Source organism: Chitinophaga sp. W2I13 (genome assembly GCF_050434005.1).
In the GTDB taxonomy this organism is placed as follows: domain Bacteria; phylum Bacteroidota; class Bacteroidia; order Chitinophagales; family Chitinophagaceae; genus Chitinophaga.
The window spans coordinates 3,933,501-3,958,877 of sequence record NZ_JBNPWD010000001.1; the positions used below are offsets into that span (position 1 = coordinate 3,933,501).

The following is a 25,377-nucleotide window of genomic DNA, read 5'->3' on the forward strand; positions in this document are numbered from 1 at the left end:
ATGAAAACGGTTATCATAAAATACAACGCCGGTAATATCCGCTCTGTGCAGTTTGCATTGGAGCGTTTAGGCGTAAACGGCACTGTTACGGATGATCACGAAGAGATCATGTCGGCCGATAAGGTGATTTTTCCCGGTGTGGGAGAAGCCAGCACGGCGATGCAGTACCTGAGAGAAAGAAAACTGGATGCCGTAATTGCCGGCCTGAAACAGCCGGTGCTGGGCATTTGCCTGGGTATGCAGCTGTTGTGTAAATATTCGGAAGAAAACGATACCAAATGCATCGGTGTATTTGATGTGGATGTGAAACGTTTTCAATCGCCGGTGGAAAACCTGCTGAAGATACCGCAGATCGGATGGAACAATATCACCGGTTTGCACAGCGTGGTGTTTGAACACGTACCGGAGAACTCCTATATGTACTTTGTGCATAGCTATTATGCGGCACTCGGGGCAGATACCGTAGCCATCACCAATTATGTGATCAACTACAGCGCTGCGTTGCAGAAGGATAATTTTTATGCAGTGCAGTTTCACCCGGAGAAATCAGCTATAGCAGGCGCCCGTATTATTGAAAACTTTTTGAACCTGTAAGATGAATATCCGGAAAATCAGCGCAGATGACACGCTGCAACTCCGCAGGGATGTGATGTATCCCAATGAGTCGCTGGAAGCCGTAAAAGTAGACCACGATGCAGATGGACTGCACTTCGGCGTTTTTGACCAGGGGCAACTGGTAACAGTAGTGTCCCTTTTCCTGGGCCGCGAAAGCGCGCAGTTCCGCAAACTGGCTACAGCGCCGGCTGCACAGGGGAAAGGCTTTGGTAAAGCGATACTGGCACATCTGGTGGACATCTGTAAAAAAGAAAAAATAAAACTGCTCTGGTGTAATGCCCGTGATACCGCAGTAACATTTTATGACAGGCTGGGCTATACGAAGAAAGGAGATTACTTTGTTAAGGGAGGAATCACTTTTGTGAGAATGGAACTGCCTTTGGATCAGCAAAACATGACAACTAAAAAATTTGAAGCTATACCTGCCATTGATATCATCGATGGTAAATGTGTAAGGCTTACCCAGGGTGATTACAACCAGCAGAAAGTGTACAACGAACATCCGCTCGAAGTGGCAAAGGAATTTGAAGCCATCGGCGTTCGCCGCCTTCACCTGGTAGACCTCGACGGCGCCAAGAAAGGAGCGGTGGTAAACTGGAAAGTGCTGGAGAGCATTGCCGGTAAAACCGGTTTGATAACAGATTTTGGCGGCGGTATTAAAACGGATAAAGACCTGGAGATTGTATTTCAAAGCGGTGCTGCATTGGCTACGATAGGCAGCGTAGCGGTGAAGCAACCGGAACTGTTTTTCAGTTGGGTGAAGCAATACGGAGCCGGTAAAATATTCCTGGGCGCCGATGTAAAAGAAGAAAAGATTGCAGTAGGTGGGTGGCTGGAAACAACGGAGTTGTCGGTATTCGATTTTCTGGAAAGCAATATCTCGCAGGGCGTCAGCAATATCTTTTGTACAGATATCGCTAAGGATGGTCTTTTACAGGGACCGTCTGTAGAGCTGTATAAAAAGATTATAGAACGCTTCCCGGATATTAACTTTGTGGCCAGCGGCGGCGTGAGTAATATTGAAGATGTGGCTGCCTTGCAGGAAATTGGCTGCAGTGGCGCTATCATCGGTAAAGCGATCTATGAAGGTAACATCTCCATGGATGCATTAAAAACATTCCTGTAAACTATTAGCACATGTTGACCAAACGCATCATACCATGCCTGGATATCAAAGACGGCCGTACCGTGAAAGGCATCAATTTTGAAAATATCCGCGATGCCGGCGACCCTGTTGAACTGGGAGCGTTGTATGCTTCACAGGGAGCTGATGAGCTGGTATTTCTGGATATAACAGCAACGAACGAACGAAGAAAGACGCTGGCGGAACTGGTAACGAATATTGCCCGTCATGTGAATATTCCTTTTACCGTGGGCGGGGGCATATCTTCCGTGGAAGATGTATACGTGCTGCTGCAATCCGGTGCGGATAAGATTTCGGTGAATACCTCTGCGTTTAAGGACCCTGCGCTGGTGGACAGGCTGGCCCGTGAATTTGGGAGTCAGTGTATAGTACTGGCTATTGACACCCGCTTTGAGGAGGGCGACTGGTATGTGTACCTGAATGGTGGCCGTGTGAAAACGGATATAAAGGCATTTGACTGGGCAAAAGAAGCGGTAGGCCGTGGTGCTGGTGAGATACTGCTCACTTCCATGAACAACGATGGCACCAAGAAAGGCTTTGCCCTGGATATTACCGGGCAGCTGGCACAGCACCTGAATGTACCTGTTATCGCTTCCGGCGGTGCTGGTACAATGGAACATTTTACCGATGTTTTTGAAAACGCACAGGCAGATGCCGCACTCGCAGCCAGCATCTTCCATTATAAAGAAATAGAAATTCCTGCGCTCAAAACTTTTCTTTATAACAAGGGAGTGAACGTAAGATTTTAAGTGATACCTGAAATAAGTAAACAATGCAGATAGATTTTCAAAAGTCGCCCGATGGCCTCGTACCGGCCATTATACAGGACGCCATCACCAATAAGGTGCTGATGCTTGGTTATATGAACCGGGAGTCGCTGGAGAAAACCGTTTTGGATGGCAAGGTGACTTTTTTCAGCCGCTCAAAAAACCGTTTGTGGACAAAAGGAGAAGAGAGTGGTAATTTCCTGATCGTAAAAGACCTTAAAGTAGATTGCGACCAGGATACGATTCTCATCAAAGCCAGTCCTGTAGGCCCGGTATGCCATACCGGCGCTGATACCTGCTGGGATGAAAAGAATGTAAGCAACGACTTTCTTTCTACCCTGGAGAACATCATTACCGACCGGAAAAATAATCCTTCCGATAAATCTTACACTGCCAGTCTTTTTGAAAAGGGCATCAACAAAATTGCACAGAAAGTAGGAGAGGAAGCGGTAGAAGTGGTGATTGAAGCCAAGGACAATAACGATGAGCTGTTCCTCAATGAATCCGCTGACCTGTTGTTCCATTACCTGATCCTTCTTCAGGCAAAGGGTTTCCAGCTGGCAGATGTTATATCGGTGTTAAAACAGCGCCACAACTAGCTGCCGGCTTCGCCGGCTTTTAGATTGTCTTATTGCATGATTTAGTTGATTATACTAATTACCATGATTTTATTTTTATTTATTAGAGGTTGATAATTAACTTATAAGCTTGCTCATAAACAAAATCAAATCATGGTAATCAGTATAATCAACTAAATCATGCAATAAGACAATTTAGTGCTGGCGAAGCCGGCACCCCTCGCCATAAAAAAATCTCTTCGTATATTACACCCCACTAACTAATTAAAATAATTTGTAATGAAACAGATTTTACTGTTAGCCGGTGCGGTGTTGGTTTTCGCAGGTGTGAATGCCCAGCAGGTGTCGGGTGTTGTGAGGGGAGGCAACGGCAAAACCATTTATCTTTTTGACGACCAGGATAATAACCCGGATGATTCGGTGGTGATAAAGAATGAGCAGTTCAGCTTCCGTGTAAAAAGTGGCAAGGAGCCAGCAGTGTATGCGTTGATCCTGCGGGATGTAAATTACCCGATGTTGTTTGTAACAGGGAATGAGCCTGTTCAGTTTACTACTTCCGTGGCTACTTATCCTATTGCTACTTCCGTGAAGGGAAATGCGAATACGCTGGCGATGCAGGAGTACCAGAAGGCATTTGAGCCTTTGATCAAACAGGCGCAGGAGCTGAACAACGAAGCAAAGCAGATTAACCCCGAGGATGAGCCAGGGAAGAATGCCTTTCGTAAGAAAGCGGAGACATTCAGCCGGGAGGTGGTGAACACTGGTAAGCAGTTTATTACCTCACATCCAAAGAGTATTGCCAGTATATGGCTGATGATGAATGAGCTGCGCAGCAGGCTGGAACCGGAGGAGTTCAGGCAATTGTTTGAATCACTGGATAAGTCGGTGCAGGAAAGTTCGTACGGACAAAGCGTAACCGCCTATGTAAAAAGTTTGAAAGCAAATGTGTTGAATGTGGCCGCAGACGATTTTTCGCAGGAGGATACCAAAGGGAATCCGGTAAAATTATCGTCTTTCCGTGGTAAGTACGTATTGGTTGATTTCTGGGCGAGCTGGTGTGGTCCCTGCCGCCAGGAGAATCCTAATGTAGTAAAGGCTTATAACAGGTTCAAGGATAAAAACTTCACCATTTTGGGCGTTTCGCTGGATGACAACCGTGATCGTTGGTTACGGGCTATCAGCCAGGATGGACTGGCCTGGACCCAGGTATCTGACCTGCGAGGCTGGGGCAATGAAGTAGCGGTGCAGTATGGCGTTCAGTCTATTCCCACCAACTTCCTGGTAGATCCTGCCGGGAAAATTATCGCCCGCAATCTCCGTGGGGAAGAGCTGGAGGCGAAGCTGGAGCAGTTGTTAAAATAGCCGCTTATCAAAATCAGGTTGCTAAAGAGCGGCGGATTTTACAAATTTGTTATTCGTAAAACAAAAACCAATGAAAAAAGCGATTATAGGTGTTGCCCTTTTAGTGCCGGGGTTCATGTTTGCCCAGGATAAGAAAGACGCAACTGCAGGAAAACCTTATACTATACAGGGAACTGTTTCCCAGCAACAGAATCCGGCTACTGTTTATCTCAGGATGCGCAAGGGCGGTGAGAACTTCATGGACAGCGCGCAGATCAAAGACGGCAAATTTACCTTTAACGGAACTTTGGAAGAAGCCGGTTTGGCCAGCCTGATGCTGGTACAAAAAGGTTCAGAAAAGCCAATGTCGATGGGACGTGATATGCTGGCGGTTTTCCTGGATAAAGGCGTTATCACTATCAGCACTACTGATTCTATCAGCAAAGCTACTGTTACGGGCTCTAAAGCAAACGATGATTACAAAAATCTGAATGAACTGCTGAAAGATGTAAATGAGAAAGGTGCAGCTTTGCAGAAACAATACCGTGAACTTGCGAAGAATAAGGATGAAGAAGGGATTAAGAAACTGGAAGCAGCATATGATTCGTTAGATACAGAAGAGAAAAAAATTGAGAACGATTTTCTTTCTAAAAATACCAATTCTCCTATTGCGATGTTCCTGTTAAACCAGGTAGCCGGTTACGATATAAAACCTGCTGAAGTTACACCGCTGTTCAAGAAATTAAGTAAGGAAGCAAAGAATTCACCTTCAGGTAAAGAATTCTCCAAGCGTCTTGAGGCTGCCCGTAAAACGGCGGTTGGTCAGCCTGCTATTGAATTCGCCCAGGCAGATGCCAATGGTAAGGACATCAGCCTGTCGTCTTTCCGTGGTAAATATGTATTGGTTGATTTCTGGGCCAGCTGGTGCGGTCCCTGCCGTGCAGAAAACCCTAACGTGGTAAAGGCATACGATAAATTTAAGTCCAAAGGCTTTGAAATCCTCGGTGTTTCCCTGGATGACAAAAAAGACAAATGGCTGGCTGCTGTTGATGCAGATAAGCTCACCTGGACGCATGTTTCCGATCTGAAAGGCTGGAAGAATGCAGCAGCAGACCTTTACGGCGTGCGTGCCATCCCGCAGAATGTACTGATTGATCCTAAAGGAAAGATCGTAGCGAAAAACCTGCGTGGTGAGGAACTGGCCTCCAAGCTGGAAGAAATATTGAAGTAATAATTTCCCCTCGGGAGAAACATATCAAGAGGTGCAGGGTTTATCCTTGCACCTCTTTCTTTTTTAAACAATTTTGCCTGCTAAGATCATTTATCTAAAAAAAAAATTTGTTTATCTACGAAACATTCGTAGATTTACGAAAGAATCGTAATTCAAAATATTCATTTGTATGGAAAAACTTACCCAGCAAGAAGAAACGGCCATGCTGGCTATCTGGAAAGTAGGGAAAGGTTTTGTGAAAGACTTCCTGGAAGCGCACAGCGCTCCGGCGCCGCCTTATACTACATTGGCTTCTACGATTAAGAACCTGGAGAAAAAGGGATTTGTGGAAAGCCGGAAAGTGGGTAACGTATATGAATATACGCCGGTTATGGAAGAAGCAGCTTATAAACAGAAGTTTATGAATGGCTTTGTAAAAGACTATTTCGAAAACTCCTACAAAGAGCTGGTGTCTTTTTTCGCGAAAGAGAAAAAGATCAGCCCGGATGAGTTAAAGGAAATTATCAACATGATAGAAAAAGGTAAATAATAAAATTACAGCCATGGTACCTGCTATTTTAATATACCTCTTAAAGGCAAATATCGCACTCACCTTATTTTTTCTCGCTTACCGCTTTGGTTTGCGCAGGCTTACCTTTTATACCGGGAACAGGTTGTTCCTGCTCACCGGTATTGTCTTTTCGTCCCTGTTTCCCTTAATTCCCATTGATGCGTTTGTAAACAGGCATGAAGTGCTGGCGGGCAACGTCATGACCTATGTTCCGGATCTGGCCGGCTGGCGGGCGCCTGCACCGGTGTTCACGATCTGGACACTACTGGTGTATATTTTCTGGACAGGGGTATCTGTAATGGCTATACGTTTTTGTTTCCAGTTGTTATCCTTATGGAAGATACACCGGACCTCGCAACGCAGTGAAATAGCCGATATCCCGGTGCAGGTATTGCGGCAACCGGTGAATCCTTTTTCTTTTTTCCGGAATATCTATATCAATCCGGTACTTCATCAACCTGAGGAGCTGCCCGCTATACTGCGTCATGAAAAAGTGCATGTACAGCAGTGGCACAGCGTGGATGTGGTGTTAGGAGAACTTAATAACATTTTTTACTGGTTCAATCCCGGCGCATGGCTGATGAAAACAGCCATCCGTGAAAACCTGGAGTTTATAACAGACAGGTACCTGCTGAAGCAGGGTGTGGATAAAACCGCCTATCAATACAATTTAATTAAAGTAAGTGGGATCCCATATGCGACGGCCATCGCAAACAATTTCAATTTCTCACATCTAAAAAACAGGATCATCATGATGAACAGCAAAAAGTCATCACGTTATCAAATGGCGCGTTACCTGGTATTAGGACTGCTGGTAGGTGGAACCGTTTTGTCGCTCAATTACACCAAGGCGCCTTCCGTTAATCCTTTAGCCCTTGTTATCGTCAAGGACACTGTACCGCCATCTCCGCCGGCGCCACCACTTCCTCCACCTCCGCCGGCGCCACCTAAAATAAAGGTGGCTAAACCGACACCACCGGCAAAAGTAAAAGAAGTACCAGCGCCGGAAGTCAAACTGAGCGGTAGTATGACTCTTCGGGGAATAGACCCCGCCAATGCACCGCTCTATATAATTGATGGTAAAGTTGCGGAATCAATTGAAGGTATTGACCCTAACAGGATTGAAGCCATCAATGTGCTGAAAGACGGCTCTGCCACCTCGTTGTATGGCACACGTGGAAAGAACGGCGTAATTCTCGTTACTATGAAAGGCACAGAGACTGTGAAAGGCAAAGGTTCTGATGACAAGCTCTCAGAAGTTACGGTGGAAGGATACGGGGAAAAGAAAGGGGGCCGGCCCTTAGAAGGTAAAGTTATCGGACTCGGAAGCAACAATGCTTTTCCCGCTGATGCATTGATAGTAGTAGATGGGAAAAAAGTAACCCATGAAGAAGCCGCGGCCATACCGCCAGGCGTCATCCAGTCGGTAGATGTAGTGAAGGGCGGTAAAGCCGTTTATAAAGGCACACCGCAACCAGGAGGAATTATTTACATCAACACAAAAGCAAATGCGGACAAAAACACCCAATCGGGAATAAATGTGAAATCCGATACCAGCAACATAAAATAGAAAATAATAGCAACAGCAGAACAAAAAGCCACGGTCCGCCACCGTGGCATTTTTGTTTCTGCACAACATTATTCCGCAATAGCTGTTTATATAGGGTTAAGAACTCATTGCTTATGTTACAGAAAGGCGAAACTGCTCCCGATTTCACGCTGGATGCCACTCCTGAAAAGAAGGTGCATTTAAAAGACCTTCGCGGAAAAAATGTTATCCTGGCTTTTTACCCGGCCGACTGGAGCCCTGTATGCAGCGATCAGATGGCGTTGTATAACGAAATACTGCCCTATTTCGAAAAGTACAATGCGGTGTTGCTGGGTATTTCGGTAGATGGCGCCTGGTGTCATCAGGCATTTGCCAGCGCCCGCCAGATCCACTTCGACCTGCTTTCCGATTTTGAGCCGAAAGGCGCCGTTTCCATTGCTTACGGTGTATATGAAGAAAAGTTTGGGGTGAGTAAACGTGCCTTGTTTGTAATAGACGCCAACGGCATTATCCAGTGGAGCTATTTATCGCCGGTAAATGAAAACCCCGGTGCAGATGGTATCCTCGAAGCATTGGAAAACCTCAAAAATAAATAAGATATGCCCACCCTCATCCCGCCGGTAAATGCTACGGATCATGTGCTAGGCAAACCTGATGCAGCTATTGAACTGGTAGAATACGGAGATTTTCAATGCACTTTCTGCGGCGAAGCTTTTTTTATTATAAAACAGTTGCGGGAACAACTGGGCACCCGGCTCCGTTTTGTGTTCCGTAATTTCCCTTTGTCTGAAGCCCATGAATATGCGATGGATGCTGCGCTCGCAGCGGAGGCCGCCAGCCGGCAAAACCAATTCTGGGAAATGCATGATGCGATCTACGCCCGTCAGTCTGATTTGACTGAAGGGTTGCTATTGCAGCTGGCCACCAGTCTCGGATTGGATCTGAGGCAATTCAGGGAAGACATGGAATCCCCCAAACTACTGAGCAGGGTGGAAGCCGACTTTGAAAGCGGTGTTCGCAGCGGCGTGAATGGTACGCCCACTTTTTATGTAAACGGCAAACGTTATAACGGCGACTACCGCGAATTGCCGTCATTTCTGGACAAGTGAACGCACGCAGCGGAAGCCAAGATTGGCCAGGCCCGATTCAGGCGTGCTTTTCATACGTGCAGATACCCGGTATCCCCGGCAATATTCATCACTGCACATAAAGGAGCCTCCCCGGATGACGCGCTTGGCCTGGCCCGGATCGTCCGGATCAAATCCTGCTGCCGGTCCGGCCGGATTCTTCACCCCTTTTTCTCCCTGGATATAATAATTGGCGTCGTACCAGTCTTCACACCATTCCCACACATTGCCGGACATGTCATATAACTGGTAACCATTAGGGCTATACGATTTCACTGGCGCAAGCCCGTAGTAACCATCTGTTTTGGTATTATGGTAGGGGAAGTTACCGTTCCAGGTGTTGGCTTTAGGTTGGCCGCTGGTTAAGGCTTCGGTTCCCCAGGGATATATTTTGCCTGAGAGACCGCCACGTGCCGCGTATTCCCATTCGGCTTCCGTAGGAAGGCGTTTCCCGGCCCATTTGGCATAAGCCTGTGCATCCAGCCACGACACCTGCGTTACCGGCTCATTTTCCCGCTTATCGATATTACTGGCTGGTCCTTCGGGATGCTGCCAGGTGGCGCCTGGTACAAACGACCACCATTGGGAAATATCATTAAAAGGAACAGCATGATCAGGAGGCGTGAATACCAGGGCTCCCGGCGCCATCATTCCTGCCAATGCCGCGCTGTCGGGTTCCGGTGTTCCGGGCGGCAGGCTGGCCAGCAATTCTTCTTTGCTGATGGGCTTTTCGGCAGTAGTTACATATCCTGTTGCCGCCACAAACTGTGCAAATTCGGCGTTGGTTACTTCATGTTCATCCATCCAGAACCCGGCGATATCCACCGTGTGTTTGGGATATTCATCTGCCATACCGGTTGAATCGTCGGCTCCCATCGTAAAAGTTCCCGCCGGTATCAGTACCATTTTATTCAGTGAGTCCTTTCCGCCGGCAGCTGCATCCTGCTTTCCCGGATTGCCCGCACAGGCGCTCAGGAATGCAAGGCCAAGCAATAGGTTTATCTTAAACATATATTTGTCTATCAATTTAGTAGGCTTCCAAAAATAGGATATTAAAACAGCTTTTGCGAAATTTTCACGGCGGACTTTCACACCGTAATTACCCGTTAACAATTATATAATTAAATTTCCCCGAAAACTGTTGTAAACTGCATGCTGTTTCGGGAAGCACTTGGCCCCGGTTACAGGTATTGCATATGCAAACAACTGCCGTACCCTTTACCCGAAAGGATTTCGGGGACGATTTTCTCTGGGGGGTTACTATTTCCGCATTTCAGAATGAAGGTGCCTTCGATACCGATGGCAAAGGGCCTTCTATTTGGGATACTTTCACCGGCCGTAAGGGCAAGATCAAAGATAAAAGCCACGCACAAACCGCTACCGATTTTTATAACCGCTACACGCAGGATATCCTGCTGGCAAAGCTGCTGGGCTTTTCCGTTTTCCGTTTTTCATTGTCGTGGTCACGCATCATGCCTAAAGGCACCGGTGCGGTAAATCCTGCCGGGATCGACTTTTACCACCGGGTAATAGACGCGTGCCTGGAGTTGGGGCTGGAGCCTTATGTAACGCTGTATCACTGGGATTTGCCCCAGGCGCTGGAGCATAAAGGTGGCTGGGGCCACCGGGGTGTTGTTTTTGCTTTTGAAGAATTTGTACGGGTATGTGCCCGTGAATTCGGGAATAAAGTGAAGAACTGGATTGTGATGAATGAGCCTTTCGGGTTTACCGCCCTTGGTTATATGCTGGGTGTGCATGCACCTGGCAAATTTGGCCTTTCCTGGTTTTTGCCGGCGGTGCACCATGCGGTGATGGCGCAGGCGGAAGGCGGACGGGTACTCCGGGAAGAAGTTGCCGGCGCCAATATCGGCACGGCATTGTCGTGCTCACAGATTATTCCCAACAGCAACAGCGATGCCGACCTGATGGCCGCGCGCCGTGCAGATGCACTGTTTAACCGCTTGTTCCTGGAACCCTCGCTGGGGATGGGATACCCGGTAGCAGATTTTCCGTTGCTTAAACGTATTGAACGTCGCTACGCCCTGTGGCGCGACTGGGACCGGCTGGCCTTTAATTTTGATTTTATTGGTGTGCAGAATTATTTTCCGCTGGTAGTAAAGTACAACACTTTCATGCCGGTGGTAAGGATCTCTGAGGTGAAGGCCAGGTACAGGAATGTACCGCTAACAGGACTGGGATGGGAGATTAACGGCAATGGGTTATACGAAATTCTCCGGCAGTTTGCCGGTTACAAAGGAGTGAAAAAACTGATCGTTACTGAAGGCGGAGCCGCTTTCCCGGATATCCCCGGCGCCGATGGCCGTATTGCGGATACAGCCCGCATCAGCTACTTCCAGGAATATCTTGCTGCCGTACTGAAAGCAAAGAAAGAAGGGATTCCGGTAGACGGTTATTTCGCCTGGACCCTCACCGACAACTTCGAGTGGGCCGAAGGCTACCGTGCACGCTTTGGCCTGGTGTACGTAAATTTTGATACACAACAGCGGATGATTAAAGACTCCGGCTACTGGTTCCGCGAGCTGCTGTCGGCGGGATTATAGCGGAGATCGCCTTCGGCGATGCGAAATTTGTCTTGGCTCAGGATTACGCTGATTATACTGATTAGTTTGATTTTTACTTTTTTGATTTTATAAAGGATTAAGGGAGATAGAAGCGGATATTCGCTTTTATCTCCCTTAATTATTAATCTAAAAATCCAAAAAAAATCCAAAAGTAAAAATCAAACTAATCAGTATAATCAGCGTAATCCTGAGCCAAGACAAAATCCGCGCTATTGTGCCAGGCGTTTGAAGAACCAGATATCGCGCAAGCTGAAGTTGAATACGGCGTTGACATAAGTTTCCTTGACCAGTGCCGTGCCTTCTTTTCCGCGTTGCCCGGCTTCCAGGCCGATGTAGTATCTGAGCTGCCCGTTTTTATTGGGGAGTGATACGCCTAGTGTGCCCGAGATATCGGTGATTTGCGTGCTGCCTATTACCAGCGGGGTTTTATTATAAGCAAATCCGGCCTGTAACACGGCTCCTTCAAAGCTTTGGTTATAGTAATGCCGTTTAATCGTATATTCTACACCGGTAGAATACCGTTCTCCGTCCTGGTAGCGGTAGGTAGCGCCTTTTTCATTCAGTGAGTTCCACAGTGAATGGCGGTAGTCTGCCACCCAGGTAATGGTACCGTTGGTAAGGCTCAGACCAGCGCCGTATTCTGCGGGCAGGGTGAAGAAAGAAGGGTCCTGGTCTTTCTGATACAACGACGTGCCGTCCTGGTTAACGATATTCAGTTTTTCCTGGAGTTTCATTGTTGTTTCGAAGCGATAAGTGGCGCCCAGTCCCAGTTGCCAGTCTTTACCTATTTTTCCTGCATATTGTGCGCCGGCTGTAAAGTTAGGTTTGAACCCATATTTATTGTGCTGTGTTTGTAAGGAGTCAGAACCAATGTATTGTGTAGTATTCAGCGGGCCAAATAAGAAAGCGGTGGATACGCCGGCGGAGAAGTTTTTGCTGATCTGGAACCCGTTGGAGATATAGGCCCTGTTGAACCCGCCGGTGCCGGTAGTAGTGGCGGTTACGGGGCTGCCGGTACCGGTTACAAATTGCTGGTTTTCCAGTTTGTAATCAATCGTGCTGAAAGGTGTGATACCTGCGCCGATGCCCCACCATTTAGCTGCTTTGAATCCAAGTGCGAGCCGTTTAAAGTTAATATCCCCGGCGCTTTGTGAAATATTATTGCCACTATAATTTATCTGTTGTGCTTTCAGCGACACATCAAACATAAAGTTTTGCGGAGGCAGTGCGCTATAGGAAGCGGGATTGAGTTCGTTGAGATAACCGGAGTGCCTGCGGCCGATGCCGGTGCTTCCCAGTCCGAAATTGCGGCTGTAATCCCTCGATTCCAGGTCGCCTATGCCGTAGGCAGAATAAATGGAATTAAGGCCACGTTGCGCTTTTACGGTAGCCGTGCACAACAGGAGTAAGATTAATCCGCTATATATTTTTATTCGCATGAGTGTCCTTTATTTATACAACAGGTAGTATAACTGTATTTTAAGCTGGTTTTGCGTATTCTTCTGATCACCGGTAACCAGCCTGTCCAGCGTTGTTCTGCTGTCGGTAGCACTTGGTGTAAGCAAAAGGCCGCGGGAGTCGACATCGCTGACAGTTTGTTCTTTTGTTACATAGTTGGTGATGTCGAAGGTGTAATTGGTATTTTTATCATACAGTTTATCTACTGTCAGTTGACCATAAGTAAGGGTATCTGTTACATCATTCAGTTTATTCACCTCGCACAGTGCCATTCTCGGTAGAAGGCGGCTATCTGTGTAGCTGCCGAGGACCGGTTTTAGCGTCATATATACTTTCATTATTTTAAAGAACTGCCCCATGTACACGAGGTTCTTGATATAAGGGATATCTATTCGTGTAGCCGATCCCGTGATAGGCCGGGTGAACACCCTGTTGCCGGTGCTGGCGGAGGAAAGTTCTTTAACGTTGCCTGTAAGCGGCGCCAGTGGCGTGCCGGTCTGATCTGCTACTACCTGGTTGAATTGCAGGTTAGATGCCTGCATTTTAAAATCAACATATTTAACGGTGGTAATAATTTCGTTGACATGATAGTATAACCGCATTACGAGATAATTTTCTGTAGCACGAAAGCCGCTAACGGCTTTGCTATTGGGGCCACCCCGTACATTCAGACCTTTAAAAAATTCGAGGAAAGTATTATTGGCGGTGATATCCGGACTTTTGTTAACCAGCATAGTAAATAGCTGACTGCCCAGCTGATCGGACATATGTACGGTAACGATGGTGTCGGTACCGGGCCGTATAAGGCCGTTGAAGCTGCCTATTGGGGTACTTTCTGTTGAGAAGCTGCTGTTGTTGTACAGGTAATAGAAATTTTTTGCGGTCTGTATGGTAGATGTTACCCGGTATACCTGGAGTTCCTGTGGTATGGTGGAATCGCCGGCGATGTAACCGTTGGGGCGCATCATCAATACCATTGAATCGTATGCAGAGCCATTCGCCGGAATTTCCACGGCGGCAGGTTGTGCTATCTGGAAAAAGGATTGTATGGTGGCGGTGCCAAAAAGCGGATCGGTATTTTTACCGGCCAACAGCACTTCTACTCCCGAGGTGGGTACAGAATCCTGCTGCACGGTTTTCACATTTACGGTAAGTGTGTCGGTCAGGATGTAATCTGTATTCTGATTATTATCTACAACATTATTATAGGTAAAGCCTGTTTTTTGGCAGGAAGAAACAGCAGCCACCAGTAAAAGCGCCGGAAGATACCTGCGTAAATTCCCTGCCGTACGCCTGAAAAATAAGTGATACATGGTATTGTTCATGGTGCGCAATTTTAGACAGGATCGATACTTTCAGTTCCTTTAATATGCCAACGGCCAAAATTCATCGATGAATAACGAAATATATCCTTTATGCCGCCAATAGCGCAGCAACAGGCATTTCAGGCGAAAGAAACCAACTGGTAGATGAAATAACGGTATCCGTCCGCTAAAAACAGGGGAACAGCTATTTCCTGTTTGCCGGAATGCTCCTGCGGATAATTTTGGCGCTAGTAAAAAGAACATGCTAATGCGATATTTAAAAGGTTATAGTTTATTATTGATGGCTTCCCTGGCAGCCTGTTCGAAAGGTTCAGATACTACTACGCTGGTAGGAAACTGGGTTAAGCGCTCTCAGTATGAAGGCGTTGCCAGGAGCTCGGCAGCTTCCTTTGTAATTGATAATAAAGCTTATGTAGGTACCGGCTATGATGGAACTGAAAGGTTACAGGATTTCTGGGTATATAACGTGGATCAGAACCAGTGGACACAGGTAGCGCCGTTTACCGGTGTGGCCCGTAACGGAGCCGTTGGCATGGCTATGGCCGGTAAAGGGTATGTAGGTACCGGTTACGACGGATTAAATAAACTGAATGATTTTTACGAATACGATCCAGCTGCCAACAGCTGGACAGCGAAAGCTCCTTTTAAGGGTACTGCCCGTTATGGCGCGGTGGCTTTTGCACTGAACGATAAAGGCTTTATTACTACCGGTTATGATGGCAACTGGTTAAAGGATAACTGGCAATATGATCCGGGTACCAATGCGTGGACGCAGGTAGAAAGCATGAACAGCGGCAAGAGAACAGATGCTTCGGCGTTTGTGATCGGCAACAAAGCCTATGTTTGTATGGGTACCGCCAATGCTGCTAATGTAACCGACTTCTATTCATTCGACGGAACTACGTGGACGACGCTGAACCAGATTTCCAATGTAAGCGACGATAGCTTTGATGATGACTATAACTTTGCAGGCAGTTCTGCCGCCGCGTTCTCTATGCAAGGCAAAGGCTACATCGTTTCCGGTATTAAGGGTGGCTATTCCGCCGCAGTGTGGGAATACACTCCGGGTACCGACCGTTGGGTGCAGAAAACCGCTTTTGAAGGTGCTGCCCGGTCGGGTGCAGTAGGCTTTGGTATAAAAGACCGTGGCTTTGTAGGTTTGGGCGCCAGCTCCAGCCTGTCGCTGGATGATTTATGGGAATTTAATCCTAGTGCAGAGTACAATAAAAATGACTAAGCGTAATATCATTATCATAGCCGGTATAGCCGTGATCATACTGGCTTTTGTGGTGGGGAGATCTTACCGGCGACCACACGACGCTGGCAGCGATATGCTTCCGGTAGCGGTGGTGCCCTTTGAAATACACAACGGATGGGGATATAAGGTAAACGTAGACGGACATACCTACATCTACCAGGATATCATTCCAGGCGTTCCGGGCAACCGTGTTTTCAGTTCAAAGGAGCACGCCCTGCGCGTTGGGCAGGCCGTGGCAGCGAAGCTGACACAGAACAAAATACCATCGGTATCCCGGCAGGAATTAATAGCCATCGGTATCCCGGAAGCGCAATAACGCGCGCGGATTTTGTCTTGGCTCAGGATTACGCTGATTATACTGATTTAGAGATTTGATCACTTTGGATTTTAAAGGATTTGGGAAGATGGGCGCGAATATATCCGCTGTTATCTTCCCAAATCCTTTATAAAATCAAAAAAAATAAAATCAAAGTAATCAGTATAATCAGCGTAATTCTGAGCCAAGACAATTTCCGCGTTTTTAAGCTGTTTTTAATTTCTTTATTAAATTTAACAAACCCTTATATCGGATTAACAAATTTTAACACAAGCCTAACCCTATCTGGTGTAAGTTTATCGCATCAAATAATGTGATGCTAAATTTTAAACGGATTATCAAAAGTCGTCCCTTCCTCATTTCACTGCACATCCTTGGCTGGGCGTGCTTTCTGTTTTTTCCATTTTTCATTTATCGCATCCAGATTCTGCATACAGGTTTCTTTATTAAGGAACTTATTGACAACCTGTTTTTAATCGGTATATTCTATCTCAATATTTATGTGTTGATCCCCCGTTTTTTTAACGGGAAAAAGATTGCTATTTATCTCAGCACGATCGTTTTGCTGATCGTTTTTATTACGGCGCAACAGGCAGTCTTAAATTTTTATTTCTTCCGGAATTATGCGCACAGGGCGCATCCGATGATGGCTATTCGCCTGGATAAAAAATTTAACAATTCAGAAGTAACATCCGACGACTTTCCGCCGTTTCAACGTCGTCGTATGATGATCAGGGAAAGAATGGCGGGTGCAGAGGCGATCCCTGTTGAGCAGGCAACTGTGACGAGAGACACGCCTAACGATACCGCCGGTGTTGCCGTTGCCAGTGTAGCCGCTACTCCCTTGCCGCCCGGAATGCCGCCAATGGAGCCGGATGCGCCAACTATCCTGGAGTACCTGTTTTTTCCGGAAGTGCTGCGGAGATCCGGATTTTTTGCCTTGCTCATGTTGTTTATGAGCGGATTTATAAAGATTGCCCTCGAATGGTTTAAAAGTGAAAAACAACGGGAAGAGCTGAAAGTGGAGAAATTAAATGCGGAATTAAAATTTTTAAAGTCGCAGATTAATCCTCACTTCCTTTTTAACTGTCTAAATACTATTTACTCGCTGGCGCATAAACAATCGGCGCAAACAGAACACGCCATTCTGAAGCTGTCAACCATTATGCGCTATATGATCTATGAGTCCAATGAAGCCAGGGTATTGCTGTCGCACGAACTGAAATACCTCCATGATTACATTGAAATACAACGTTTGCGGTTACCAAAGGACATAGAGATCACCTACCAGTTAAACGGAAATGCAGATGGCGTAGAGATAGAGCCTATGCTGCTGGTGCCCTTTGTGGAAAATGCGTTTAAACACGGGATCAGTTACACGGAAGATTCCTTTATAGACATAGATATTGCTACAACTGAAAATATGATCAGATTAACGGTTAAGAACAGTCACTTTAAAGAACGGGTAGCCGAAAGGGGGGGCGTTGGCCTGGACAACGTATTAAAACGATTGGCATTGCTCTATGAGCATGAACATGAGATTGATATCACGGAAACCGAGAACCAATTTATTGTTGATCTTAAAATTGCGTTGAAAAAATGATAAAGTGTATTGCAGTGGATGACGAGCCGCTGGCGCTGGAAATCATGGAAGACTACATCCGTAAGGTTCCTTTTCTGACCCTGGCAGGTAAATTCGAAAACGCGGCCACCGCGTTACGCTTCATCCAGGATGAACCGGTAGACCTGGTATTCCTTGATATCAAAATGCCTGATATTACGGGTATCCAGTTCCTGAAGTCCCTCAAATACCCGCCAATGGTGGTGTTTACCACTGCCTACGGAGAGTACGCCCTGGATGGCTTTAACCTGGATGTGGTAGATTACCTGCTGAAACCCGTTCCTTTTGAACGCTTCCTGAAGGCGGCCGCCAAAGCCAGCGAAACATGGTCTGCCACCCAGCAGAAAAATGTAAGCGCCGGCAATAATGCCATCCCGATGGACGCCGCATGGGTAAATGACTACATCTTCATAAAAACAGAATACAAGATCATCAAGATCAATCTGGAAGACATTCTTTTCATTGAAGCACTGAAAGACTATACGAAGATTTATACACAAAACCTGCCCGTACTCACGCTGCGCAGCCTGAAATCATTTGAAACCCGTTTGCCGGCCGATAAATTCATCCGGGTACACCGGTCGTACCTCGTTTCCCTGAATAAAATCAACTGCGTGGAGAAGAATACCGTGATGATCGCCAACCAGTCGATCCCTATTTCAGATGGGTACCGCGACCGGTTCTATGACGTGATTAACAGAAATTCATAATATATTTTCCCTTCGGGAGATGTGGGTTAAAAGGAAACAACGCGCTTCAACAGGTTGGGCGGGCTGTTTCCTTTTAAATTTCCGTTCATAAAAAACCAAAATCAAAAATCCCAAAATTTTCGGAACTTCGCTTCCTTTTAAGACCACCAACCACCATTAATTATTATTCTTTTATCAAAAACCACCAAACATTGGAAAGAATATACTTCGACAATGCAGCTACCACATCGCTGGATCCAGCGGTATTGGAAGCAATGCTGCCATTTATGACGGAAAAGTTCGGTAATCCTTCCTCTATCTATTCTTACGGACGGGAATCAAGACTGGGTATCGAAAACGCGCGTAAATCAGTCGCCAAAACACTCAATGCACATCCGGGAGAAATTTTCTTTACCTCCGGCGGGACCGAAAGCAGCAATACGGCCATCAATGCGGCAGTAAAGGATCTTGGCTGCAAGCATATCATTTCTTCGCCAATCGAGCACCATGCTACGCTGCACACCGTAGAATACCTGCATCACCACGATGGCATAGCCCTTTCCTTTGTGAATGTGCTGCCTAGCGGCCATATTGATATGGACCACCTGCGTGAACTGCTGCAGAATGCTCAGGAGCGTTGCCTGGTATCCCTCATGCACGCCAATAACGAAATCGGTAACCTGCTGGATATTCATGCCGTGGGCAACCTCTGCAAAGAGTTTGACGCCATTTTTCATTCAGACACCGTGCAAACCGTAGGTCACTACCCCTTTGACCTGCGTAATACGCCTGTACACTTCATCACCGGCGCCGGGCATAAGTTCCACGGCCCCAAGGGAGTTGGAATCCTGTACATCAATGAAAATGTTAAGATAACACCTTTCATCCAGGGAGGCAGCCAGGAACGTAACATGCGCGCCGGCACCGAAAACCTGTATGGCATCATCGGTTTTGCCAAAGCCCTGGAACTGGCCACCATACACCATGAAGAACACAGCGCACATATCAATGGCCTGCGCATGTACATGGCAGAACAACTGCAAAAGCATATTCCTGAAGTAGCTTTCAACGGCGACCTGTATGGCCGTAGTTTGTATACTGTATTGAATGTGGCTTTTCCCAAATCTGAGAAAACAGAGATGATCCTGTTTAATATGGATATCAACGGCATCTGCGCTTCCGGCGGCAGTGCGTGTACATCCGGCGCCAATGCGGGATCTCACGTTATTCGCGCCATCAACAGCAATCCTAATCAAATTGCGGTGCGCTTCTCCTTCTGTAAAAATAACACCAAAGAAGAAGTGGACAAGGTAGTGGAGCGGCTGAAAGAATTGATGTAAGCGGATTTTGTCTTTCTCGCTGATTACGCTGATTTTACTGATTACCTGGATTTTTACTTTTGGATTTTATAAAGGATTAAGGGAGATAGAAGCGGATATTCGCTCTTATCTCCCTTAATTATTATTTTAAGAAAATCAAAAAAATCCAAAAGTAAAAATCCAGCTAATCAGTAAAATCAGCGTAATCAGCGAGAAAGACAAAATCCGCACCGCCGAAGGCGATTTAGTGCATAAACTCTTTAATGTCCTGCATGATCCTTTTGGCGATATTGTCTGCCGTAGTTTCATTCTGGCTTTCGGCGTATATACGGATGATGGGTTCTGTATTGGAAGTGCGCAAGTGTACCCAGTCTTTGTCGAACTCTATTTTCAATCCGTCTTCGGTATTTAAAGGCTGGTTTTTATACTTTACCTTGATTTTTTCGAAGATAGTTTTTACATCCACACCTTTATCCAGCTCTATTTTATTTTTGGAGATGAAATAGTCGGGATAGCTGTTGCGTAAAGCTTTGATGCTTTTTTTGCTGTGCGCCAGATGGCTCAGGAAAAGCCCGATACCGATCAGGGCATCGCGGCCGTAGTGCAGGTCAGGCACAATGATGCCGCCATTACCTTCTCCCCCGATCACCGCGTTGGTGTCTTTCATTTTCTTTACCACATTCACTTCACCTACTGCAGAGGGAGTGTATTCACCACCATGCTTGAGGGTGACGTCTTTCAACGCCTGTGTGGAAGACATATTGGAAACGGTGTTACCTTTTCTTTTGCTTAACACGTAATCGGCTACAGCCACCAGCGTGTATTCTTCGCCGAACATGCTTCCATCTTCACAAACAAAGCATAAGCGGTCTACATCCGGATCAACGGCAATACCGAGGTCGGCATTGGATTTATTTACCTCATTGGAAAGAGCGGTCAGGTTTTCTGCCAGCGGTTCCGGATTGTGGCTGAATTTGCCGTTTACTTCTGCAAACAGCACTTCTACTTCCTCCACACCCAATGCTTTCAGCAAAGGTGGAACAAAGATAGCGCCGGTAGAATTTACCGCATCCACCACAATTTTGAAGTTACGTGCTTTAATGGCAGGCACATCCACCAATGGGTAGTTCACGATCAGGTCGATATGTTTCTGCAGATAGGAATCGTCGACGGTGTAGGAGCCGAGCTTATTTACATCTGCAAAATTAAAGTCTTCCTGTTCGGCTATTTCCAGCAACTGTGCACCATCTTCACCGGAAATGAACTCGCCTTTGCTGTTCAGCAGCTTCAGGGCGTTCCATTCTCTGGGGTTATGGCTGGCAGTGAGAATAATACCGCCTGCGGCATTTTCCATCGTTACCGCCAGTTCCACGGTAGGGGTGGTGGATAAACCGAGGTCTATCACATCAATCCCCAGCCCGTTGAGGGTGGATACTACCAGGTTTTTTACCATTTCGCCGGAAATACGGCCATCACGGCCTATTACCACCTTACGGTTGTCTGTTTGCCGGCTCAGCCAGGTGCCGTAGGCAGCAGTAAATTTCACCACGTCTAATGGAGAAAGCCCCTCGCCGGGCTTACCGCCTATGGTTCCGCGTATGCCGGATATCGATTTGATCAGTGCCACAAGATTCAATTTTAAAGGAAGGCAAATATAAAAAAATCCATTCCAGAAATCCTAATTATGAAAAGATGACCACGAATACGCTGCTGTCATTCCTGTTTTTCAATTTTCCGCCATCACTTTTCACTATATTTGCAGCTACGCTTTTCAAAAAACAGCTATACGTTACATGCAATACTCGTGGAAGAATATACCCCGGTATATTCGTTATGTGTTTGTTCAAACGCTTTACCTCTTCCTGTTAATGGTGATGTTCAGGGCTATATTTTACCTGTTTTTCTTTAAAACAACCATTACAGAGCATGCAGCGATACTCAAAGCCTGGAACCTGGGACTAAGATTTGATCTCCGGCTGGCACTTTACCTCATGATCCCCATCTTGTTATTAACGCTGATTACCCGGAATAAATTTTTTACCTCCAGGGCTATACGTAATACCAGTTTTATCTATTTTTTCCTTATTTACCTGTTACTTACGCTTTTATATATTCTTGACCTGGGTCATTACGACTATCTCGGACAACGTCTAGATCCTTCTGTACTGAGGTTCCTGGCAAAGGGGGAGCGGGCCGACAATGCCAGGATGGTATGGCAAAGTTACCCCGTAGTGCGGGGCGCCCTGGGAATTGTGGTGTTCATGTTCCTTGTATACCGTTTGCAAAAGGCTACCTGGAAAAAATTTGCCGCCCAGCCGGTTACTTACCTGCGTAACTGGCCCTTTACCGGCTACGTTATAGGGATGGTGCTGCTGTTTGCCGCCGGCATCTATGGGAATATCGCTTATTTCCCGCTGCGCTGGAGCCAGGCCATGTTTACCCGTGATAACGGCGTAACCAGCCTGGGACTCAATCCCATCCTGTATTTCGCTTCCAACTTCTCCGTAAAAGGAGATACTTACAACCTGGAAGCCACCAAAAAATATTATCCTTACCTGGCTTCCTACCTGAAAGTGGATTCCACGGATGTTAATAATCTCAATTATGTTCGTACCGTTGCCGGCGATAGCAGCAAGCCCAGGCTCAATGTAGTATTGGTGATGCTGGAATCTACCGGTGCGGCGGTAACCAGTATGTATGGAAATCCCATGCAGGCTACGCCTCATATGCAGCGCCTGGCAGACAGCGGTATCCTGTTTAAGAATTTTTATGTGCCGGCTATCAGCACCGCCAAAACAGTATTTGGTGTGCACACCGGTTTACCGGACATTACCGCGGTAAAAACAGCGAGCCGTCATCCTAAAATGCTGGATCAACGTATTGTGATGGACCAGTTCAAAGGATACGACAAACTGTACCTGCTTGGCGGAAATACCAACTGGGCCAATATCCGCGCGGTATTTACCAATAACGTGGAAGGTATCCGCATCTATGAAGAGGGGATGTACAAATCAGGAAAGGCCGATGTATGGGGTATTTCCGATTACGACCTCATCACGGAGGCCAGTGGTATTTTTAAAGAAGATAATGATAAGAAGAAACCTTTTGTAGCGTTCCTCCAGCTGGCAGATAACCACCCGCCGTATACCACCACCAGCGGCTCCGGCGATTTTAAGAAGCTGACGGAGAAAGACCTCGATATGAAAAAGTTTAAACAATCGGGCTTTGTGTCGGTGGATCAGTTCAATGCGTTGAGGTATGAAGATTATAACGTAGGGCACCTTATTGATATGGCGCGCAAAGATGGCTATCTTGATAACACCATTTTTGTATTTTTCGGTGATCATAACTGTGTGCTCAATCCATATAGTTTTATGCCGTTGCCGGAGTATGAGTTATCCACCGGCGGCGTGCATGTAACCGCATTTATGTACAGTCCGAAGCACCTGGCGCCGCAACAGGTTAATACGCCGGGAAGCTTACTGGATGTGTATCCTACCGTGGCAAAACTGGTGGGAATGCCATATAAAAATTATACATTGGGCGTAGACCTGTTTGACAGCACCCGGGTAAACGATAAATATGTGTTCATGACCTACCTGCGTAATCAGATGCCTTTTTACGCTACATTGGGCGATCGTTACCTGTACGAAATCAACCTGGTTACGGATGCTGCTGCTCTGTATGATCTGAAGGGCGACCCGTTGAAGAATATCCGTGCCCAGCAGCCGGATACAGCGAAAAGCCTCGATAATTTAACACGTGGCTTTTACGAAAGCACCCGATATTTGATGTTTAATAATAAAAAATAGCTGTTAGTTTCTGCCTATAGCTGCACAAAATATGGAAGTAGATAAACTATGGTTTAAAGATTGGTTTAATTCTCCTTATTATCACCTGTTGTACAACAACCGGGATGACAGGGAAGCCGCGGCATTTATTGATAAGTTACTCACCTATCTGCAACCGGCGCCGGATGCGGAAATGCTGGATGTAGCCTGTGGAAGGGGACGGCACGCCAAATACCTGGCAGATAAAGGTTATTATGTAACCGGGATCGATCTTTCTATCGAAAGTATTAATGTGGCAAGAAAGCTGGAAAATAATCACCTGAGCTTTTTTCAGCATGACATGCGCTTACCTTTCTGGGTAAACTACTTCGATGTGGTGTTTAATTTCTTTACCAGCTTTGGCTACTTTGAATCGCAGCGCGATAATGACAACGCATTGCGTACACTCAAAAATGCGTTGAAGCCGGGTGGTAAACTGGTGCTGGACTACCTGAACAGTAATTATGTAGCTGCCCACCTGGTGAATGATGAAGTAAAGGAAAAGGACAATGTGGTATTTGATATCCGCCGGGAACTGAAGGCGCATAAATTTATGAAGCAAATCAGTATCCTGGATAAGGAAAAAATGCGCCGCGCTACTTACACAGAAAGCGTGAATGCCTTTACCAGGCAGGAGTTTGAGGTCATGTTTGCCAAACAGGGACTCAAAATAACAGAAATATTCGGCGACTATCACTTTAACAGCTATGATGAACAACGTTCGCCACGACTGATCATCATCGCCACAAAATCATAGCCATGCTTGAATCGATACTCCGCGGGGATCTCCGGCTCTTCTTTCATATTAATGGTCAATGGTATAACGGGTTCCTGGATGTGGTGCTGCCTTTTTTAAGGGAGCCTTTTGTTTGGGCGCCGCTGTACCTGTTCCTGGGGCTGTTTGTAACTATTAACTATGGCTGGAAAGGCCTTTTCTGGATATTATTTTTCCTGCTGTGCTTTGGCGTGGCAGATCAGAGCAGCTTGTACCTGAAAAGCGCGATCGGAAGGGTGCGGCCCTGCCGTGATCCGCTGGTGTCGCATTACGCCCGGGTATTGGTGGTGTATTGTCCTATGAGTGGAAGTTTTACTTCTAATCATGCCGCCAATCATTTTGCACTGGCTACATTTTGTTTCATAACTTTAAAACAGGCATTTCACCGGTACGCCTGGTTATTCTTTGCATGGGCGGCTGCTATTGCCTATGCTCAGGTATACGTAGGGGTGCACTATCCGCTCGATGTGGCAGGAGGTGCGGTACTGGGTATTTTAATCGGACTGCTGAGCGGCAGTTTTTTTCAACGCCGCATAAGACTGGAGTCTGAACTCGCATCATGAACTGGAACTATCTGATACTAATACTGGCTGCAACCATTGCTGGTGGGATGATTCCCATGACAGTAAAACGCGTCAATGCCAACTTTTCCATTTACCTGCTCGCTTTTACGGGGGCTTTTCTTTTCGGCGTGATCATTATGCACCTGCTGCCGGAAGTGTACGAGGCGCTGGGTCACCAGGCGGGTGTTTATATTGTGTTGGGATTTTTCCTGCAGGTATTCCTGCAGCAGCTTTCGCATGGAATGGAACATGGCCATACCCATATGCCGCAGGAGCATCACCATCATATTGCGGTTACCCCGCTTTTGCTGGGGCTTTCCATCCATGCGTTCATGGAAGGGTTGCCGCTGGGCTTTAAATATAATGATCATTCTGCGCTGCCTTCACTGATGGCGGGCGTTGCTGCTCATAAAATCCCGGAGGCATTAACGCTTATTACCGTGATGATGCATGCCCATAAGAAAAGGGCGGATCTCTGGCGGATCCTGATCATTTTTGCGCTGGTAACGCCGCTGGCCGCAGTACTGGCGGGTTGGCTGGGAAGCCGATTTGAAGTGATACAACATTACTTTTTATACGTGGTAGCGCTGGTGGTGGGTGCATTTCTGCACATTTCCACTACTATCTTTTACGAAAGTGGTACAAAACATCATGAACTCAGCAGGAAGAAAGTGCTGGCAATAGCCGTAGGCTTGCTTCTGGCATTTCTAACCCTGATATTTGAATAATTTTTTATTTT

24 protein-coding genes are annotated in these 25,377 nt (G+C 46.6%); 20 read left to right on the plus strand and 4 right to left on the minus strand.

Annotation, left to right across the window (positions count from 1 at the left end):
• The 10 genes from hisH to QFZ48_RS16440 all read left to right on the plus strand — a co-directional run bounded on the left by hisH (position 1) and on the right by QFZ48_RS16440 (position 8,884).
• Positions 1-594, plus strand: a complete 594-nt coding sequence (gene hisH, locus QFZ48_RS16395; RefSeq protein ID WP_370912266.1) for an imidazole glycerol phosphate synthase subunit HisH — start codon at positions 1-3, stop codon at positions 592-594.
• 1 nt (position 595) lies between these two features.
• A complete protein-coding gene (hisA, locus tag QFZ48_RS16400; RefSeq protein ID WP_429063016.1) occupies positions 596-1,741 on the plus strand; it encodes a 1-(5-phosphoribosyl)-5-[(5-phosphoribosylamino)methylideneamino]imidazole-4-carboxamide isomerase in 1,146 nt (381 codons plus the stop codon).
• A gap of 11 nt (positions 1,742-1,752) precedes the next feature.
• On the plus strand, positions 1,753-2,508 hold the full coding sequence (hisF, locus tag QFZ48_RS16405) for an imidazole glycerol phosphate synthase subunit HisF (protein ID WP_429051030.1): 756 nt from the start codon (positions 1,753-1,755) through the stop codon (positions 2,506-2,508).
• A 23-nt stretch (positions 2,509-2,531) separates the two neighbouring features.
• A complete protein-coding gene (gene hisIE / locus QFZ48_RS16410) occupies positions 2,532-3,125 on the plus strand; it encodes a bifunctional phosphoribosyl-AMP cyclohydrolase/phosphoribosyl-ATP diphosphatase HisIE (protein WP_429063017.1) in 594 nt (197 codons plus the stop codon).
• A 258-nt stretch (positions 3,126-3,383) separates the two neighbouring features.
• Entirely contained in the window at positions 3,384-4,466 is a 1,083-nt protein-coding gene (locus QFZ48_RS16415; RefSeq protein ID WP_429063018.1) for a redoxin domain-containing protein, read from the plus strand.
• A gap of 70 nt (positions 4,467-4,536) precedes the next feature.
• On the plus strand, positions 4,537-5,676 hold the full coding sequence (locus tag QFZ48_RS16420; RefSeq protein ID WP_429063019.1) for a redoxin domain-containing protein: 1,140 nt from the start codon (positions 4,537-4,539) through the stop codon (positions 5,674-5,676).
• Positions 5,677-5,845: 169 nt separating this feature from the next.
• Positions 5,846-6,205 (plus strand): BlaI/MecI/CopY family transcriptional regulator, encoded by a 360-nt coding sequence (locus QFZ48_RS16425; RefSeq protein WP_370912272.1) that lies wholly within the window; start codon positions 5,846-5,848, stop codon positions 6,203-6,205.
• A gap of 13 nt (positions 6,206-6,218) precedes the next feature.
• Positions 6,219-7,796 carry a TonB-dependent receptor plug domain-containing protein gene (locus QFZ48_RS16430; RefSeq protein ID WP_429063020.1) on the plus strand — a complete coding sequence of 526 codons (1,578 nt, stop codon included), beginning with the start codon at positions 6,219-6,221 and terminating at the stop codon, positions 7,794-7,796.
• A 113-nt stretch (positions 7,797-7,909) separates the two neighbouring features.
• Positions 7,910-8,371: a peroxiredoxin gene (locus QFZ48_RS16435; protein WP_370912274.1), complete on the plus strand. Its 462-nt coding sequence runs from the start codon at positions 7,910-7,912 to the stop codon at positions 8,369-8,371.
• A gap of 3 nt (positions 8,372-8,374) precedes the next feature.
• Positions 8,375-8,884 (plus strand): DsbA family protein, encoded by a 510-nt coding sequence (locus tag QFZ48_RS16440; protein ID WP_429063021.1) that lies wholly within the window; start codon positions 8,375-8,377, stop codon positions 8,882-8,884.
• Here QFZ48_RS16440 and QFZ48_RS16445 read toward each other — a convergent pair.
• Positions 8,867-9,913: a formylglycine-generating enzyme family protein gene (locus tag QFZ48_RS16445; protein ID WP_429063022.1), complete on the minus strand. Its 1,047-nt coding sequence runs from the start codon at positions 9,911-9,913 to the stop codon at positions 8,867-8,869. The genes QFZ48_RS16440 and QFZ48_RS16445 overlap by 18 nt on opposite strands.
• Positions 9,914-10,098: 185 nt before the next feature.
• Here QFZ48_RS16445 and QFZ48_RS16450 point away from each other — a divergent pair, with 185 nt between their 5' ends.
• Positions 10,099-11,463 carry a GH1 family beta-glucosidase gene (locus QFZ48_RS16450; RefSeq protein ID WP_429063023.1) on the plus strand — a complete coding sequence of 455 codons (1,365 nt, stop codon included), beginning with the start codon at positions 10,099-10,101 and terminating at the stop codon, positions 11,461-11,463.
• A 230-nt stretch (positions 11,464-11,693) separates the two neighbouring features.
• Here the strand turns inward: QFZ48_RS16450 and QFZ48_RS16455 are convergent, their stop codons facing one another.
• A complete protein-coding gene (locus QFZ48_RS16455) occupies positions 11,694-12,923 on the minus strand; it encodes a hypothetical protein (RefSeq protein WP_429051019.1) in 1,230 nt (409 codons plus the stop codon).
• Positions 12,924-12,932: 9 nt separating this feature from the next.
• Complete coding sequence (locus QFZ48_RS16460; protein ID WP_429063024.1) at positions 12,933-14,267, minus strand: DUF4270 family protein; 1,335 nt, start codon at positions 14,265-14,267, stop codon at positions 12,933-12,935.
• A gap of 247 nt (positions 14,268-14,514) precedes the next feature.
• Between QFZ48_RS16460 and QFZ48_RS16465 the strand changes: the two genes are divergently transcribed.
• The 5 genes from QFZ48_RS16465 to QFZ48_RS16485 all read left to right on the plus strand — a co-directional run bounded on the left by QFZ48_RS16465 (position 14,515) and on the right by QFZ48_RS16485 (position 19,491).
• A complete protein-coding gene (locus QFZ48_RS16465) occupies positions 14,515-15,504 on the plus strand; it encodes a Kelch repeat-containing protein (protein ID WP_370912280.1) in 990 nt (329 codons plus the stop codon).
• Positions 15,497-15,841 carry a DUF4907 domain-containing protein gene (locus QFZ48_RS16470; protein WP_429063025.1) on the plus strand — a complete coding sequence of 115 codons (345 nt, stop codon included), beginning with the start codon at positions 15,497-15,499 and terminating at the stop codon, positions 15,839-15,841. The genes QFZ48_RS16465 and QFZ48_RS16470 overlap by 8 nt, the downstream gene beginning before the upstream one ends.
• 505 nt (positions 15,842-16,346) lie before the next feature.
• Positions 16,347-17,444, plus strand: a complete 1,098-nt coding sequence (locus tag QFZ48_RS16475) for a sensor histidine kinase (protein ID WP_429063026.1) — start codon at positions 16,347-16,349, stop codon at positions 17,442-17,444.
• Positions 17,441-18,172 (plus strand): LytR/AlgR family response regulator transcription factor, encoded by a 732-nt coding sequence (locus QFZ48_RS16480; protein ID WP_079470552.1) that lies wholly within the window; start codon positions 17,441-17,443, stop codon positions 18,170-18,172. The genes QFZ48_RS16475 and QFZ48_RS16480 overlap by 4 nt, the downstream gene beginning before the upstream one ends.
• Before the next feature lie 191 nt (positions 18,173-18,363).
• Positions 18,364-19,491: a cysteine desulfurase family protein gene (locus QFZ48_RS16485; RefSeq protein ID WP_370912283.1), complete on the plus strand. Its 1,128-nt coding sequence runs from the start codon at positions 18,364-18,366 to the stop codon at positions 19,489-19,491.
• Between the two features lie 223 nt (positions 19,492-19,714).
• On the opposite strand, the gene glmM is transcribed toward QFZ48_RS16485, so the two are convergent.
• Positions 19,715-21,097 (minus strand): phosphoglucosamine mutase, encoded by a 1,383-nt coding sequence (glmM, locus tag QFZ48_RS16490; protein ID WP_429051011.1) that lies wholly within the window; start codon positions 21,095-21,097, stop codon positions 19,715-19,717.
• 166 nt (positions 21,098-21,263) lie between these two features.
• On the opposite strand from glmM, the gene QFZ48_RS16495 reads away from it, so the two are divergent.
• The 4 genes from QFZ48_RS16495 to QFZ48_RS16510 are packed head-to-tail and all read left to right on the plus strand — an operon-like array spanning position 21,264 to position 25,366.
• Positions 21,264-23,282, plus strand: a complete 2,019-nt coding sequence (locus QFZ48_RS16495) for an LTA synthase family protein (RefSeq protein WP_429051009.1) — start codon at positions 21,264-21,266, stop codon at positions 23,280-23,282.
• A 31-nt stretch (positions 23,283-23,313) separates the two neighbouring features.
• The gene (locus QFZ48_RS16500) at positions 23,314-24,057 is read left to right on the plus strand and encodes a class I SAM-dependent methyltransferase (RefSeq protein WP_429051007.1); all 744 of its coding nucleotides are present in this window, start codon (positions 23,314-23,316) and stop codon (positions 24,055-24,057) included.
• A gap of 2 nt (positions 24,058-24,059) precedes the next feature.
• Positions 24,060-24,638, plus strand: coding sequence for a phosphatase PAP2 family protein (locus QFZ48_RS16505; RefSeq protein WP_429051006.1), 579 nt, complete (start codon positions 24,060-24,062; stop codon positions 24,636-24,638).
• Positions 24,635-25,366, plus strand: coding sequence for a ZIP family metal transporter (locus QFZ48_RS16510; RefSeq protein WP_370912288.1), 732 nt, complete (start codon positions 24,635-24,637; stop codon positions 25,364-25,366). Before QFZ48_RS16505 ends, QFZ48_RS16510 begins: the two co-directional genes overlap by 4 nt.
• Positions 25,367-25,377 lie beyond the last annotated feature (11 nt).

Bases quoted from the DNA above. Each gene is read 5' to 3' on its own strand.
- hisH (WP_370912266.1), top strand. From the start codon at position 1: ATGAAAACGGTTATCATAAAATACAACGCCGGTAATATCCGCTCTGTG.
- hisA (WP_429063016.1), top strand. From the start codon at position 596: ATGAATATCCGGAAAATCAGCGCAGATGACACGCTGCAACTCCGCAGG.
- hisF (WP_429051030.1), top strand. From the start codon at position 1,753: ATGTTGACCAAACGCATCATACCATGCCTGGATATCAAAGACGGCCGT.
- hisIE (WP_429063017.1), top strand. From the start codon at position 2,532: ATGCAGATAGATTTTCAAAAGTCGCCCGATGGCCTCGTACCGGCCATT.
- QFZ48_RS16415 (WP_429063018.1), top strand. From the start codon at position 3,384: ATGAAACAGATTTTACTGTTAGCCGGTGCGGTGTTGGTTTTCGCAGGT.
- QFZ48_RS16420 (WP_429063019.1), top strand. From the start codon at position 4,537: ATGAAAAAAGCGATTATAGGTGTTGCCCTTTTAGTGCCGGGGTTCATG.
- QFZ48_RS16425 (WP_370912272.1), top strand. From the start codon at position 5,846: ATGGAAAAACTTACCCAGCAAGAAGAAACGGCCATGCTGGCTATCTGG.
- QFZ48_RS16430 (WP_429063020.1), top strand. From the start codon at position 6,219: ATGGTACCTGCTATTTTAATATACCTCTTAAAGGCAAATATCGCACTC.
- QFZ48_RS16435 (WP_370912274.1), top strand. From the start codon at position 7,910: ATGTTACAGAAAGGCGAAACTGCTCCCGATTTCACGCTGGATGCCACT.
- QFZ48_RS16440 (WP_429063021.1), top strand. From the start codon at position 8,375: ATGCCCACCCTCATCCCGCCGGTAAATGCTACGGATCATGTGCTAGGC.
- QFZ48_RS16445 (WP_429063022.1), bottom strand. From the start codon at position 9,913: ATGTTTAAGATAAACCTATTGCTTGGCCTTGCATTCCTGAGCGCCTGT.
- QFZ48_RS16450 (WP_429063023.1), top strand. From the start codon at position 10,099: ATGCAAACAACTGCCGTACCCTTTACCCGAAAGGATTTCGGGGACGAT.
- QFZ48_RS16455 (WP_429051019.1), bottom strand. From the start codon at position 12,923: ATGCGAATAAAAATATATAGCGGATTAATCTTACTCCTGTTGTGCACG.
- QFZ48_RS16460 (WP_429063024.1), bottom strand. From the start codon at position 14,267: ATGAACAATACCATGTATCACTTATTTTTCAGGCGTACGGCAGGGAAT.
- QFZ48_RS16465 (WP_370912280.1), top strand. From the start codon at position 14,515: ATGCGATATTTAAAAGGTTATAGTTTATTATTGATGGCTTCCCTGGCA.
- QFZ48_RS16470 (WP_429063025.1), top strand. From the start codon at position 15,497: ATGACTAAGCGTAATATCATTATCATAGCCGGTATAGCCGTGATCATA.
- QFZ48_RS16480 (WP_079470552.1), top strand. From the start codon at position 17,441: ATGATAAAGTGTATTGCAGTGGATGACGAGCCGCTGGCGCTGGAAATC.
- QFZ48_RS16495 (WP_429051009.1), top strand. From the start codon at position 21,264: ATGCAATACTCGTGGAAGAATATACCCCGGTATATTCGTTATGTGTTT.
- QFZ48_RS16500 (WP_429051007.1), top strand. From the start codon at position 23,314: ATGGAAGTAGATAAACTATGGTTTAAAGATTGGTTTAATTCTCCTTAT.
- QFZ48_RS16505 (WP_429051006.1), top strand. From the start codon at position 24,060: ATGCTTGAATCGATACTCCGCGGGGATCTCCGGCTCTTCTTTCATATT.
- QFZ48_RS16510 (WP_370912288.1), top strand. From the start codon at position 24,635: ATGAACTGGAACTATCTGATACTAATACTGGCTGCAACCATTGCTGGT.